The sequence below is a fragment of the Cumulibacter manganitolerans genome (assembly GCF_009602465.1).
GTDB classification, from domain to species: domain Bacteria; phylum Actinomycetota; class Actinomycetes; order Mycobacteriales; family Antricoccaceae; genus Cumulibacter; species Cumulibacter manganitolerans.
The window spans coordinates 14276-28697 of record NZ_WBKP01000044.1 but is presented as its reverse complement, the minus strand read 5'-3'; the positions used below and the strand labels follow the sequence as shown (position 1 = coordinate 28697).

The 14422-nt window shown below is 72.7% G+C and carries 10 protein-coding genes; 5 read left to right on the top strand and 5 right to left on the bottom strand.

Annotated features, from left to right (window positions below; all coding sequences use genetic code 11):
- Positions 1–100: 100 nt before the first annotated feature.
- Entirely contained in the window at positions 101–895 is a 795-nt protein-coding gene (locus F8A92_RS14305; RefSeq protein ID WP_194291506.1) for an ABC transporter ATP-binding protein, read from the bottom strand.
- Positions 896–1106: 211 nt separating this feature from the next.
- Here F8A92_RS14305 and F8A92_RS14300 point away from each other — a divergent pair, with 211 nt between their 5' ends.
- Positions 1107–2390: a class I SAM-dependent methyltransferase gene (locus F8A92_RS14300; RefSeq protein WP_153505844.1), complete on the top strand. Its 1284-nt coding sequence runs from the start codon at positions 1107–1109 to the stop codon at positions 2388–2390.
- Positions 2391–2405: 15 nt separating this feature from the next.
- Here the strand turns inward: F8A92_RS14300 and F8A92_RS14295 are convergent, their stop codons facing one another.
- The 4 genes from F8A92_RS14295 to F8A92_RS14280 form a co-directional block, all read right to left on the bottom strand.
- The gene (locus tag F8A92_RS14295) at positions 2406–3563 is read right to left on the bottom strand and encodes an acyl-CoA dehydrogenase family protein (protein ID WP_153505843.1); all 1158 of its coding nucleotides are present in this window, start codon (positions 3561–3563) and stop codon (positions 2406–2408) included.
- Between the two features lie 60 nt (positions 3564–3623).
- Positions 3624–4121 carry a 5-(carboxyamino)imidazole ribonucleotide mutase gene (gene purE, locus F8A92_RS14290; RefSeq protein ID WP_153505842.1) on the bottom strand — a complete coding sequence of 166 codons (498 nt, stop codon included), beginning with the start codon at positions 4119–4121 and terminating at the stop codon, positions 3624–3626.
- On the bottom strand, positions 4114–5283 hold the full coding sequence (locus tag F8A92_RS14285) for a 5-(carboxyamino)imidazole ribonucleotide synthase (protein WP_153505841.1): 1170 nt from the start codon (positions 5281–5283) through the stop codon (positions 4114–4116). The genes purE and F8A92_RS14285 overlap by 8 nt, the downstream gene beginning before the upstream one ends.
- Before the next feature lie 78 nt (positions 5284–5361).
- Positions 5362–6207, bottom strand: coding sequence for a hypothetical protein (locus F8A92_RS14280; protein WP_153505840.1), 846 nt, complete (start codon positions 6205–6207; stop codon positions 5362–5364).
- Between the two features lie 334 nt (positions 6208–6541).
- Here F8A92_RS14280 and F8A92_RS14275 point away from each other — a divergent pair, with 334 nt between their 5' ends.
- The 4 genes from F8A92_RS14275 (at position 6542) to F8A92_RS14260 (ending at position 14361) form a co-directional block, all read left to right on the top strand.
- Positions 6542–7609 carry a hypothetical protein gene (locus F8A92_RS14275; RefSeq protein WP_153505839.1) on the top strand — a complete coding sequence of 356 codons (1068 nt, stop codon included), beginning with the start codon at positions 6542–6544 and terminating at the stop codon, positions 7607–7609.
- Between the two features lie 52 nt (positions 7610–7661).
- Positions 7662–8384 (top strand): hypothetical protein, encoded by a 723-nt coding sequence (locus F8A92_RS14270; RefSeq protein ID WP_153505838.1) that lies wholly within the window; start codon positions 7662–7664, stop codon positions 8382–8384.
- Positions 8381–9967 carry a DNA polymerase Y family protein gene (locus tag F8A92_RS14265; RefSeq protein ID WP_153505837.1) on the top strand — a complete coding sequence of 529 codons (1587 nt, stop codon included), beginning with the start codon at positions 8381–8383 and terminating at the stop codon, positions 9965–9967. The genes F8A92_RS14270 and F8A92_RS14265 overlap by 4 nt, the downstream gene beginning before the upstream one ends.
- 788 nt (positions 9968–10755) lie before the next feature.
- Positions 10756–14361, top strand: coding sequence for an error-prone DNA polymerase (locus F8A92_RS14260; protein WP_323368440.1), 3606 nt, complete (start codon positions 10756–10758; stop codon positions 14359–14361).
- Positions 14362–14422: the final 61 nt, after the last annotated feature.

The following is a 14422-nucleotide window of genomic DNA, read 5'->3' as shown; positions in this document are numbered from 1 at the left end:
GTCGGTGCGCCCGACGGCGCGCCCGCGCCGCCGGCGACGGCGCCCGAGGACGTGCCCGCGACGGCGTCGGTCGGCGTGCCGCGGTCGACGGCGTCGGTGCTCATCGGCCCTCCTCCGTGACCTTGACCTCGTCCCGCAGCAGCTCCCACACGTGATGGCGAGCCTGCGCGAACTCGGCGGTGCGCTCGAGCTCCATCGACCTCGGGCGGGCGAACGGCACGTCGATGTCCTCCTTGATCCGGCCGGGCCGCGCGGTCATCGCGATGACGCGGTCGCCCAGCAGCAGCGCCTCCTCGATGCCGTGGGTCACCATCACGACGGTCTTGCGCTCCGCCTCCCACAGCCGCACGAGCTCTTCCTGCATCAGCAGGCGGGTCTGCGCGTCGAGCGCGCCGAGCGGCTCGTCCATCAGCAGCAGCGACGAGCCGGTCGCGAACGCCCGCGCGATGGCGATCCGCTGGCGCATGCCGCCGGACAGCTCGTGCGGGTAGGACTTCTCGAAGCCGCTCAGCCCGACGCGCGCCAGCCAGTCACGCGCGACGGCGTACCGCTCGGCACGGGCGACCTTCTTCTGCCGGAGCCCGAACGCGACGTTGTCGAGGACGTTGTGCCACGGGAACACGCCGTGCTCCTGGAAGACGAACGCGGCCGGGATCTGGTCGTCGGCGTTCCGGATGTCGACCTCGCCGCTGGTGGCCTGCTCGAGGCCGCCGATGATCCGCAGCAGGGTCGACTTGCCGCAGCCGGAGGGCCCGACGATGCAGGTGAAGGACCCGGGCGCCACCTCGAGCGAGACGTTCTCGAGGGCCCAGACCGGCGCGCTTCCGGCGAAGAACACCTTGCTCACGTCGCGTACCGACACCGAGCTCTGCGTATTCGTCGTCTCTGCCGTCATCAATGTCCTCGTGCCGAATCCCCGCTTTACCAGGTGCGCACATTACCCGCCGACGATCCCGGGCCTGGCTGGAGCCACCCCCCGGAGGGGATCTGCGAGGCTGCCAGGGACGCTATGGACGCCCCAGCGTTCCTCACTGCCCCGCAGAACGGCCCTCGGTACAGTGCGGGATGCGAGGCTCAGCGGCACGGCCCGCAGACCTGGAGGCAGCATGACGAGCACCGGCGGTGCCGCGGCGCGGCTCGCGGAGGCCCTGGGCGTCGTCCTCGGCGCCGACGAGATCCCGTTGCGGCTGCGGGCCTGGGACGGCAGCGAGGCGGGCCCCGTGGGAGCGCCCGCGATCACGATCCGCTCGCGACGCGCGGTGCGCCGGCTGGCGTGGGCCCCCGGCGAGCTCGGACTCGGCCGGGCGTACGTCGCCGGCGAGATCGACATCGAGGACGACGTGTTCGACACGTTCGCGGCGCTCACCTCCGTCGGCCGGTGGGCGGCCGCCGGGCAGCCGCGCGGCGTGTCGCTGCGCGACCGGCTCCGCCTGCTGCGCACCGCCGTCCGGCTCGGGGCCGTGGGACCGCCACCGCCGGTCCCGCCCGAGGAGGTCGTGCCCACCCGGCGCCGACGCCGGCACACCCGCGCCGGCGACGCCGCCGCCGTCACTCACCACTACGACGTCGGCAACGACTTCTACGCGCTCGTCCTCGGGCCGTCGATGGTCTACTCCTGCGCCGTCTGGGACGACGAGGACACCGGCCTCGACGCGGCACAGAAGGCGAAGCTGGACCTGGTCTGCCGCAAGCTCGGCCTCCGCCCGGGCATGCGGCTGCTGGACGTCGGCTGCGGGTGGGGCAGCCTCGCGCTGCACGCCGCCGAGCGGTACGACGTGGACGTCGTCGGCGTCACGCTTTCCGGCGAGCAGGCCCGGCTGGCCCGTGCCCGAGCCGCCGATGCGGGGCTGGCCGAGCGGGTGGAGATCCGCGTGCAGGACTACCGCGACGTCACCGACGGCCCGTACGACGCGATCAGCTCGATCGGCATGTCCGAGCACGTCGGCCGTACGGCGCTGCCGACGTACGTCGCGCGCCTGCACGACCTGCTGCGGCCGGGCGGACGGCTGCTCAACCACGCCATCTCGTGGAACGCCGGCGCGACGAGCTGGGACTCGGACACGTTCATCGCCCGGTACGTCTTCCCCGACGGCGAGCTGCTGCCCCTGCACGAGGTCGTGGCCGCGCTGGAGGCACAGCGGTTCGAGGTCCTCGACGTCGAGGCGCTGCGCCGGCACTACGCGCTGACGCTGCGCAGCTGGGTCCGGCGCCTCGAGCAGCACTGGGACGAGGCTGTCACGGCGGCCGGCGACGGGCGCGCGCGGGTGTGGCGGCTGTACATGGCCGCCAGCGCCCTCGCGTTCGAGGCCGGCGACATGGGCGTGAACCAGGTGCTCGTGCAGCGTCCCGGCGGGAGCGATCCCCCGCTGCGGCGCACCGCCTGGCTCTGACCCGCAAGTCCCCCCCTAGCGACCGAGGATCGCGCGGGCCATCACGATCCGCTGCACCTGGTTGGTGCCCTCGTAGATCTGGGTGATCTTGGCGTCGCGCATCATCCGCTCGACCGGGAAGTCGCGGGTGTAGCCCGCGCCGCCGAGCAGCTGGACGGCGTTCGTCGTGACCTCCATGGCCACGTCGGAGGCCATGCACTTGGCCGCGGAGGAGATGAAGCCGAGGTTCTTCTCACCACGCTCGGCACGCGCGGCGGCGATGTAGCACATCTGCCGCGCCGCCTCGATCTTCATCGCCATGTCGGCGACCATCCACTGGATCCCTTGAAAATCGGCGATCCGGGTGCCGAACTGCTTGCGGTCCTTGATGTACGAGATGGCGACGTCGAGCGCGCCCTGCGCGACGCCGACGGCCTGGATGCCGATGGTCGGGCGGGTGTGGTCGAGAGTCTTGAGGGCCGTCTTGAAGCCGGTGCCCTCGTCGCCGATCATCCGGTCGGCCGGGATCACGCAGTTGGTGAAGTGCAGCTCGCAGGTGGGCGAGCCCTTGATGCCGAGCTTCTTCTCCTTCGCACCCACCTCGAACCCGTCGTCGTCCTTGTGGACGACGAACGCCGAGATGCCGTTGGCCCGCTTCTCGGGGTCGGTGACGGCCATGACGGTGTACCAGTCCGACTCGCCGGAGTTGGTGATCCACGCCTTGGTGCCGTTGAGGACGTAGCTGTCGCCGTCCTTCTGCGCGCGCGTCTTCATGGCGGCCGCGTCGGAGCCGGCCTCGCGCTCGGAGAGCCCGTAGCTGATCATCGACTCGCCCGAGGCGATCGAGGGCAGCACCTTGCGCTTGAGCTCGTCGGACGCCGACAGGATGATCGGCATCGAGCCGAGCTTGTTGACCGCCGGGATCAGCGAGCTCGACATGCACACGCGGGCGACCTCCTCGATCACGATGCAGGCCGCGATCGAGTCGGCGCCGGCGCCGTCGTACTCCTCCGGGATGTGCACCGCGTGGAAGCCGGCCTTGGTGAGCGCGTCGCGGGCCTCGTGCGGGAAGCGCGACTCCTCGTCGACCTCGGCGGCGTACGGCGCGATCTTCTCCTCGCTCAGCTCACGCACCGATTCGCGCAGGTACTCGTGCTCGTCGTCGAGCTTGTAGACATCGAAATCGGGGTTCATCCGAGGGCCTCCCATGTGCGTGTGTCTGAGGTGCAGAATACCCAGCCGGGTTCGCCGGCCCTAGCGCTGCTGCAGCCGCGCGTTCTTGGCCTCCGCGGCGTCGCGCAGGGCGTCCTGGAACTCGCTCATCCGCGCCGTCAGGGCGGCGTCGCCGGAGGCGAGCATGCGGACCGCGAGCAGCCCCGCGTTGCGCGCCCCGCCGATCGAGACGGTGGCGACCGGGACGCCGGCCGGCATCTGCACGATCGACAGCAGCGAGTCCATCCCGTCGAGGTACTTCAGCGGGACGGGGACGCCGATGACCGGCAGCGTGGTCACCGAGGCGACCATGCCCGGCAGGTGGGCGGCGCCGCCGGCGCCCGCGATGATCACCCGGACTCCCCGGCCGGCCGCCGTCTCGGCGTACTCGATCATCGCGCGCGGCATGCGGTGCGCGGAGACGACGCGCGCCTCGTAGGACACGCCGAACTCGTCGAGGGCGCCCGCGGCGTCCTGCATGACGGGCCAGTCGGAGTCGCTGCCCATGATGATGCCGACCGACGGCGCGAGCTCACTCATCGAAGGTTCCTTCTTGTAGGTAGCGGGCGGCCTGGCGGGTGATCGTGCGCAGCCGGTCGAGGTCCGCGCCGTACGCCGTGACGTGGCCGATCTTGCGTCCGGGCCGCACCTGCTTGCCGTAGAGGTGGATCTTCAGCTCGGGCCAGCGCGCCATCAGGTGGTGCACGCGCTCGTCGATGCCCGGGCCGCCGTCGGGGCCGCCGAGCACGTTGGCCATCACGGTGTACGGCGCCCGCGCGGTGGTGGCGCCCAGCGGGTAGTCCAGGACGGCGCGCAGGTGCTGCTCGAACTGGCTGGTGACCGAGCCGTCGATGCTCCAGTGCCCCGAGTTGTGCGGGCGCATCGCGAGCTCGTTGACCAGGTAGCGGCCGTCGTCGGTCTGGAACATCTCGACCGCCATCACGCCGGTGACGCCGAGCTCGGTGGCCAGCGCGATGGCGACCGAGGTGATCTGCGCGGCGTCGTCCTCGTCGAGGTCGGGGGCGGGCGCGATGACCTCGACGCAGATGCCGTCCTCCTGCACGGTCTCGACCACCGGCCACGCGCTGACCTGGCCGAACTTCGACCTCGCGACGAGGGCGGCCACCTCCCGGCGCAGCGGCACCAGCTCCTCGGCGAGGATCTCGAAGCCGCCGGCGGCCGCGGCCTCGACCACCTCGGCGGCGTCGTCCTGGCTCCCCACGACCCACACGCCCTTGCCGTCGTACCCGCCGGTCGCGGCCTTGAGCACGACCGGCCACCGGTCGTCGGCGAACGCGACGACGTCCTCGACCGTCGCGACCTGCGCCCAGCGGGGCTGCTGCGCGCCGCCCCAGTCGGCGATCCGGCGCCGCATGACGAGCTTGTTCTGGGCGTGCGCGAGCGCGGCGGAACCGGGATGCACCTCGACGCCAGCCTGCTCGAGGCGCTGGATCAGCTCACCGGGGACGTGCTCGTGGTCGAAGGTGACGACGTCGCACTGCTGCGCGAGGGCCTGGAGGTCGGCGAGGTCGGTGTGCGTGCCGAGCTGGACGTCCCGCGCGACCAGCGCCGCGGACTCGTCGGGTCCGACGCTCAGCACCCGGACCGACTGGCCGAGCGCGATCGCCGCCTGATGGGTCATCCGGGCCAGCTGTCCGCCGCCCACCATGCCGACGACGGGCAGTCCGGTGCGTTTGTCCACGGCCACCACCGTACCGGCGGCCTCGGACGCGCGCGGCATGCGGCCGACCGGTCGGGACGGCTCCGGTGCGGCGGCCGGTCAGCGCCGGAGGTCGGCCACCAGGGCGCGCGCCTGCCGCAGGCTGCGCGGCAGGCCCTCGACCCAGATCTCGACGGCGGGGCGCGCAGCGGCGCCGCCGGTGCTCCGGCGGCGCTCGACCAGCTCGCGCAGCGCGCTGACCTGCGTGGGCAGTGCCGCCGTACGGCGGGCGAGCGCGATCATCGCCCGCTCGCCGGCCTGCACGATCGTCTCACCGGCGCCGAAGATTGCCCGCAGGTCGTCGGCGAGCGCGGCCAGCCGGCTGCTGTGCTCCCACATCCCCGCCGTGCTGCGCGGCACCGCCGCGACCGGGCCCCGGAACGACGCGACGACCAGGGCGTACTCCTGGTCCATGCCCACGCCGCGGGACTCGGTCGCGGCCGACACCTCCCCGAGCCGCACCGACAGGTACGTCGCGTCCGGCAGCGCGCGGTCGGGCTCGCCGGCGGGCTGGAGGCAGGGCGGCTCCTCGGACCAGCCGATCGCCACCGCCTTCACGAGGTCGACCATGTCGACCTCGACCGACCGGGCGTCGACCAGGTGCGTCGGGTGCTTCTGCAGGGCGTGCACCAGCCCCGCCATCACCATCGTGTCGTCGATGGTCTCCTGCATCGAGATGCCCGCCCGGGCCCGCAGCCGGCCCAGCACGCGGCACCGTTCCACGATGTCGCCGTCGCCGACCACCGCCTCGGCCACCGCGTCGACGGCCGGCGTCCACCAGTCGTCGGGGTGGCGCCAGCCTCGTTCCTGGCTCGCCGTTCGCCACAGCGAGCACAGCAGCTGGGCAGAGAACCCTGCGGGTGGCTCGTTCTCGCGTGGCGCGGATCTCGACGGCGGGATGGTCATCGAACAGCCCTCCTGCCCGGCATGTCCGCGCCGGACGACGGGGTGGCCGGCTTTGCTTGCGACCATTTCGTGAACCACGTGTGAACATATCCGAACCGGCGGCCGGATGCGGGCGATATGGACCGATATCGGCCCCTGACCTGGCGAGTACGTCGATCCGGGGGCACCGACGCCCCGTACGATGGGTGCTGTTTTGCCCTCGACGTCCGGCATGGTCTCGCGGCCCTGCTCGGCATGCTCGCGTGGTCCGGCGCCGGAGATCCGCTGCCGGAGCGCCGGATCCTCGCCGCCCGGGACGATCACGACCGCACCGACCGCAACCCCAGGAGCCTTCGTGCAGCCACCTGCCGAGTCCTTGCCCGCAGCGGCGGACGGCCGCCCCGCCGGAAGCAGCACCCGCGGCCTGATCGGGGCGATCGCCGGCACCGCCGCGGTCGCGGCGATCGCCACGGCGGTCATCGTCGGATCGAGCTACGACGATCCCGGGCCGGCCGCCAAGGGCGGCGCGGTCGCGACGGCCACCTCCGGCGTGTCGCTCCCGAAGAGCGCGCCGTCCGCGCCGGCGTCCAGCACCGGCCTCGGCCCGTCCGGCGGATCCGGAGCCCCGCTGCCGAGCGGCGGCCCGTACACCGACGAGGACCTGGAGAACCTCCCGACGATCCCGCCGGTGATCGAGCAGATCCCCGCCCTCGACCCGACCATCCCCGCGCTGCCCAGCACCGAGACGCCGCAGCCGAGCGAGGAGCAGGTGCCGCCGTCCGCCCCGGACCCGGACGCCGAAGCAGCCGCCTCGACCACCGAGTCGCCCGCGTCGACGTCCGCGTCGCCGGACCCGAGCACGACCCCGCCGGTCCCGCCGGACGAGCGGACCAGCGCCGACCCGACCACGACGGCCTCGCCGTCCTACCCCACGCCGCCGGGCACCCAGCTCACCGCGGAGGTGGGGACACCGCCGAACGCCCTGCTCTCGGTCGCGCGGGTCGCGTTCGAGATCACGAACAGCGGCGAGCCCGGCAAGGCCGCCGCCTACCAGAACCCCACCCTGACGATCGGCGAGTTCACGGGGCTGACCGCGGTTCCCGGGACCGCCTCCCCGTCGATCTGCAGCGTCTCCGTCGATGGTCTCCCGCGGCCGGACTCGACGAACAAGGACTGCGCCGACACCCCGCTCGTCGCGCCGCTGGCGGACATCGCTCCCGGGCAGACCGTCCAGATCGTCGTCGACATCGCCCTGTCGACCGATGTGGCAGGTGCGGTCGAGTCGATCCCGCTGACCTTCAGCACCGGCACCGCTCCCGAGCAGGGCGGGTTCAGCGTGGCCTTCACCGCGACGCCGAATGCCCCGTTCGAGGCCCCGAGCGGGCTCCCGGTGCCGACGGACGCCGCGCCACCGACCGACTAGGGACGGACCACAACCGCTTGCCATTCTCGAACGCTTGTTCGAAGATGGATGAGTGGCAACGACATCCCTCGCGACGGCACTCGCTGATCTGCCGATCATGCGCGCCTCGTCGCTGGCCTCCGCGGCGCGTACGCCGCTGCAGACCGGATCGGACGTCGAGGGCCGCTACCACCGGGTCGTCGACGGCCTGACCGGCCTGCTGGGCGCGGGGCTGCGCTGCGGCAGCAGCTACCTGGTCGAGGGGTCGACCTCCCTGAGCCTGGCGATGGCCGCCGGCGCCAGCCAGGACGGCGGCTGGTGCGCCGCGGTCGGGATGCCGCAGCTGGGTGTGCAGTCCGCCGCCGGGCTGGGCATCGACCTCGATCGGTTCGCCGTCGTCCCCGACCCGGGCAGCCACTGGCTCGACGTGGTCGCCACCCTCGCCGACGCCGTCGACGTCGTCCTGCTGGCCCCGTCGGCACCGGCCGGGGACGGCGACCTGCGGCGGCTGGCCGCTCGGCTGCGGCACCGTGGCTGCACGCTGGTCGTGCACGGCAGGCGGTGGAGCGGCGCCGAGGCGCGGCTCACCGTCACCGACAGCCAGTGGGTCGGGGTGGGCAGCGACGGCCGCGGCTACCTCAGCGCGCGTCACGCGCTGGTGACGCTCAGCGGCAAGGGTGCGCCGGTCACCGAACGGCTCTGGCTGCCCGCGCCGGACGGCGGCGTCCGGCCGGTGGAGCGCACCGCCTCGGCACCGGCCGCGCCGATGCCACCGAGCCTGCGAGCGGTGCGATGAGCGCGCCCACCCTCTTCGACGACTCCTTCCTGGAGCACACGCCCGCGCGGGTGCTGGTCATGTGGTACCCGGACTGGCCGGTGATCTCCGCGTTCCCCGACGCCGCCGAGGACGCCCCGCTCGTCGTCCTCGACAAGGGAGCCGTGCTCGCCTGCTCGGCCGCGGCGCGGGCGGGCGGCGTACGCCGGGGCATGCGGCGTCGCGACGCGCAGTCCCGGGTGCCGTCGTTGACCTGGGCCGAGCACAATCCGGACGACGACGCGCGCGCGTTCGAGCCGCTGCTGCGCGCGATGGAGCAGCTCTCCCCCGGCGTCGAGCTGATCCGTCCGGGCATGTGCGCGACCGGGGCGCGGGGTCCGGCGCGCTACTTCGGCGGCGAACCGCAGCTCATCGACGCGATCGGCGAGTACCTCGAGAGCCTGGGCTTCGCCGAGGCGCGGTTCGGGATCGCCGACGGACCGTTCGCCGCGATGCAGGCCGCCCGGCAAGACCGTGTCGTGCCCCCGGGGCGCTCCACGGAGTTCCTCGCCCACCTTCCCGTCGAGGCGCTGGACATGCCCGAGCTGGCCGATCTGCTGCGCCGCATGGGACTGCGCACCCTCGCCCAGTTCGCCTCCCTGCCGGCGAACCAGGTCTCGGCGCGGTTCGGCGCGGACGGCGCCGCCGCGCACCGGCTCGCCGCCGGCAAGGAGCGTCGCCGGCTCGCCGTCCGCACGCCTCCCCCCGAGCTCAGCGCGCACGTCGACCTCGATCCGCCGCTCGACCGCGTCGACGTCATCGCCTTCACCATGCGCCGGCACGCCGATCGCTTCGTCGAGCGGCTGGCCCGGCACGATCTGGTGTGCACCGTCCTCGACGTCCTGCTCGAGGACGACCGGGGTGCACGGTCGCAGCGGGTGTGGCGGCATCCCCGGTGGTTCACGGCGGCCGACGTGGTCGACCGCATCCGGTGGCAGGTGCAGGCGGCGAGCCCCGCCAACGGCGCGACCCGGCTCGGGATCGACGGCGGCGGCGCGCTGCTCGGTGCGCTCACCTCCGTCACCCTCGGCCCGCGCGAGGTCGATCGGGTCGGCGAGCATCCCGATCAGCTCTACGGCGGCGGTCGCGACGACGAGAAGGTGCACCGGGCGTTCACCCGCGTGCAGAGCATGCTCGACCACACGGCGATCCTCACCCCGGTGCGCAACGGAGGACGCTCCCCGCGCGAGTTCTGCACGTTCACCCCGTGGGGCGAGAGCGACCGGCCGCGGCGCGACCCGGAGGCGCCGTGGCCCGGGCGGCTGCCCGACCCCGCGCCGTCCCGGCTGCTGGCGCCGCCGGAGTCCGTCGTCGTGCGCGGGCAGCACGCCGTCGTGGGCATCGACGAGCGCGGCTTCCTCAGCGAGCCGCCGGCCGTGCTGCTCCACCGCGACGGGCGCCGCGAGCCGGTCACCGGCTGGGCCGGACCGTGGCACAGCGACGAGCGCTGGTGGGACGTCGCCGCCGGGCGCGAGCTCTCCCGCATCCAGGTGGTGACCCCGCAGAGCGCCTACCTGCTCGTGAAGTCCACCACCGGCTGGTGGCTGGAAGGCATCTATGACTGACATCGCACTCCCACTACGTGCGCCCGAGGGCGAGACCCGCCACCGGTGGAATGCGCCGATCCGCCGGCGAGATGCGACACAACGCGTTCCCGCGGGAACGCGGCTGCACGGCCGGGTGGGTCCCGACCGGCGACTTGCGGCGTCTCGACGTCGCTCGCCCCAGGGGGCTCGCTCGCTCGACGACCGTGAAACCTCGCTCGACCGTGAAACCTCGCCAGGATCCGAGACGGATCCGACGCCCGCACACGGTCGTCGAGCGAGGGCGAGGAACGAGCCCGACGTCGAGACGCCCCAGCCCGACGTCGAGACGCGCCACCGTCGGCGAGACGCGCCGATCCGGCAACGAGATGCGACACACGACGTTCCCGCAGGAACGCGGCTGCACGGCCGGGTGGGTCCCGACCGGCGACTTGCGACGTCTCGACGTCGCTCGCCCCAGGGGGCTCGTTCGCTCGACGACCGTGAAACCTCGCCTGACGACCGTGAAAGCCCGCTCGACGACCGTGAAATCTCGCTCGCAGGAAACGGATACCGAACAGGGAGCGGGCTGGGATGCCCCAGAGTGAGGCTGGATGGGTCTGGCGGGAGCCACCGACGAGAACCCGTCGGCCGGCAGACCCGGCGACGGTCGGTGGCGGATGGGGGCCGAACGGCGGGGCATCCCAGCCCGCGACCAACGTAACCGCGGCATCCCAGCCCGCGACCGACGTAACCGCGGCATCCCAGCCCGTGACCGACGTAACCGCGGCATCCCAGCCCGCGACCGACGCGACCTTGAAGGAAGGTGAATGAACATGGGATGGACCAACCCGCCGGTCACCTGGTCGGAGCTGGAGCGCCGGCTGTCCGCCTCCGTCCACCACGGCGGCCTGCCGCTGCCCGACGGCGGTGACTCGCCGGCGTGGAGCCGGCACCGTGCCGGCTACCAGGCGCCCGACGAGGGGCCACGGCGCCCGGACGGGCCGGTGGTTCCGTACGCCGAGCTGCACTGCCACTCCAACTTCTCCTTCCTCGACGGGGCAAGCCATCCGGAGGAGCTGGTCGAGGAGGCGGTGCGGCTCGGGTTCAGCGCGCTGGCGATCACCGACCACGACGGTCTGCAAGGTGTCGTGCGGATGGCCGATGCGGCCCGCGAGTACGACCTCGCCACGGTGTTCGGTGCCGAGCTGTCGCTGGAGCTGTCCGGTCCGCAGACCGGCGTAGCCGACCCCGAGGGGGCTCACCTGCTGGTGCTCGCCCGCGGGAAGGCCGGCTACCACCGGCTCGCCGGAGCGATCACCGACGCGCAGCTCGACGGCGGAGAGAAGGGCCGGCCGCGGTACTCGCTGGAGGCGCTCGCCGAGCGCGGCGGCGGAGAGTGGGTGGTGCTGACCGGCTGCCGCAAGGGCCTGGTGCCCGGCGCGCTGGCCGGCCGGCACGGCGAGCTGCTGGGGGCTGCGGGAGCCGGCACCCGTGCCGAGCGGATGGCGGCGGCCGGCAAGGAGCTCGATCGGCTGCAGGCGCTGTTCGGTCACGACAACGTCGTCGTCGAGCTGTCGACCCACGGCCACCCGCTCGACGACGAGCGCAACGACGCCTTGTGGGAGCTCGCCAGAAGCACTGGCACGCAGGCGATCGCGACCAACAACGTGCACTACGCGACCCCTGAGCGTCGGCGGCTCGCGATGGCGGTCGCCGCCGTCCGCGCGCGCCGGAGCCTCGACGAGCTCGACGGGTGGCTGCCGGTCACCGGCCAGGCGCATCTGCGGTCCGGTGCGGAGATGCTGCGGCTGTTCGCGCCGTACGCCGGAGTGGTGCAGGACGCCGCGAACCTCGCCGCCGACCTCGCCTTCCCGCTGCGGTCCGCTGCCCCCGAGCTGCCGCATCTCGACGTCCCCGAGGGCTACGACCTGATGGGGTGGCTGCGGGAGCTGACGTGGCGCGGGGCGCGGGAGCACTACGGGAACCCGGAGAACCCGGTCCATCCCGACGCCTATCAGCGGCTGGAGATGGAGCTGCGGGTCATCGAGGAGAAGGACTTCCCGGGCTACTTCCTGATCGTGCATGACATCGTGCAGTTCGCCAGGCGCAGCGGCATCCTGTGCCAGGGCCGCGGATCGGCGGCCAACTCGGCGGTCTGCTACGCGCTCGGGATCACCGCCGTCGACTCCATCCGCTACGGCCTCCCGTTCGAGCGGTTCCTGTCGGCGACCCGCAACGAGGAACCGGACATCGACGTCGACATCGACTCCGAGCGGCGTGAGGAGGTCATCCAGTACGTCTACCGCAAGTACGGGCGCCGCAACGCCGCGCAGGTGGCCAACGTGATCACCTACCGTCCCCGGTCCGCCGTACGCGACATGGCGAAGGCGCTCGGCTACAGCGTCGGCCAGCAGGATGCCTGGTCCAAGCGGATCGACGGCTGGCACGCCGTACGCGCCGAGAACCCGGAGCCCGAGGACGGCGCCGCCCCCGATCCCGACCGGATCCCGGACGACGTCCTCGAGCTGGCCAACGCGCTGCTGAAGTTTCCGCGGCACCTGGGCATCCACTCCGGCGGGATGGTGCTGACCCGGCAGCCGGTCGGCGACGTGTGCCCGATCGAGCACGCCCGCATGGAGGACCGGACGGTGCTGCAGTGGGACAAGGACGACTGCGCGTCGATGCGGCTGGTGAAGTTCGACCTGCTCGGTCTCGGGATGCTGTCGGCGTTGAGCTACTGCATGGACCTGGTCGAGGCGCACTTCGGCGAGCGGTGGACCCTCGCCACCATGCCGAAGGAGGAGAAGGGCGTCTACGACCAGGTGTGCCGCGCCGACACCGTCGGGCTGTTCCAGATCGAGAGCCGCGCGCAGATGGCCACGCTGCCCCGGTTGCGCCCGCGCACCTTCTACGACCTGGTGATCGAGGTCGCGTTGATCCGTCCGGGGCCGATCCAGGGTGGTGCGATCCACCCCTACATCCGGCGCCGGCGGGGCATGGAGGAGGTGACCTACGATCACCCGTCGCTCGAGCCGGTGCTGAGCCGCACCCTCGGCGTCCCGCTGTTCCAGGAGCAGCTGATGCAGGTGGCGATGGCGGTCGGCGGATGCAGCGGCGCGGACGCCGACCTGCTGCGGCGCGCGATGGGCTCCAAGCGCGGCGTCGAGAAGATCAACCGGCTCAAGCAGAAGCTGTACGACGGGATGGCGAGCAATGGCATCACCGGCGCGCTCGCCGACTCGATCTACGACAAGATCGAGGCGTTCGCGAACTTCGGTTTCGCGGAGTCGCACTCGATCTCGTTCGCCTTGCTGGTGTACGCGAGCGCGTGGCTGCGGCTGCACTACCCCGGTGCGTTCCTGTGCGCGCTGCTGCAGGCGCAGCCGATGGGGTTCTACTCCCCCCAGAGCCTCGTCGCCGACGCGCGACGGCACGGCGTGGAGGTACGGCGTCCCGACATCCAGCTGTCGGGGGTGCACGCGGGCCTCGAGCCGCTGGACCTCGACTGCGGGGTGTGCCCACCGCGGCAGGTCCGGCTCGCGCCCACCGGGGATCCTCGCTGTGCCAGCGATCCCGTCCTGTCCGAGGGGTCGATGACGTGGGAGCCGTCGGAGGACGACGACGATCCCGCCGATCACCGGCGGGACGGCGCGTTCGCCGTCCGGCTCGGCCTGTCGTCGGTCCGCGGCATCGGAGCCGATCTGGCGCAACGGATCGTCGACGCCCGCGAGGTCGGGCAGCCCGGCACGGCGGCGTACGCCCGGCACGGCGGCGATCCGGCCGTCGCCGGGAGGTTCGCGAGCATGGCCGACGTCGTACGCCGGGTCGGCCTGAGCACCGCGCAGACCGAGGCGCTGGCGACGGCGGGTGCGTTCGAGTGCTTCGACCTCGACCGGCGCAGGGCCCTCTGGGAGGCCGGTCCGGCGTCCCAGGAGCACGTCAGCCGGCTGCCGGGATCCGGCTCACCGCTCGAGGCGCCACCGCTGCCGGCGATGACCACCGGCGAGCGGAGCATGTCGGACCTGTGGGCCACCGGGATCACCCCGGACGACCACCCCATGACGCACGTGCGACCGGCGCTCACCGAGCGCGGCGTCGTCACCGCAGGGGGCCTGGGCCGGGTGCCGAACCGCACCCGCGTGCACGCCGCCGGGATGGTCACCCACCGGCAGCGCCCCGCCACCGCGTCCGGCGTGACCTTCATGAACGTCGAGGACGAGACGGGGATGATCAACGTCGTCATCCCGGTTCCGGTGTGGAACCGCTACCTGAGGGTGGCGCGGGAGTCGTCCGCGCTGATCATCCGCGGCGTGGTCGAGAAGAACGACGGCGCGATCAACCTGGTCGCCGAGCACCTGGAGCGGCTGTCCATCAACATCGCGAGCCTCGCGCCGACGGCCACCCTGCCCCGCATGTCCCGCGACTTCCGCTGACCCGGACGGCTGCCGCGCGTCCCGGACGGTTGTCGCGCATGCCCGGACCGTTGTTCCGCGG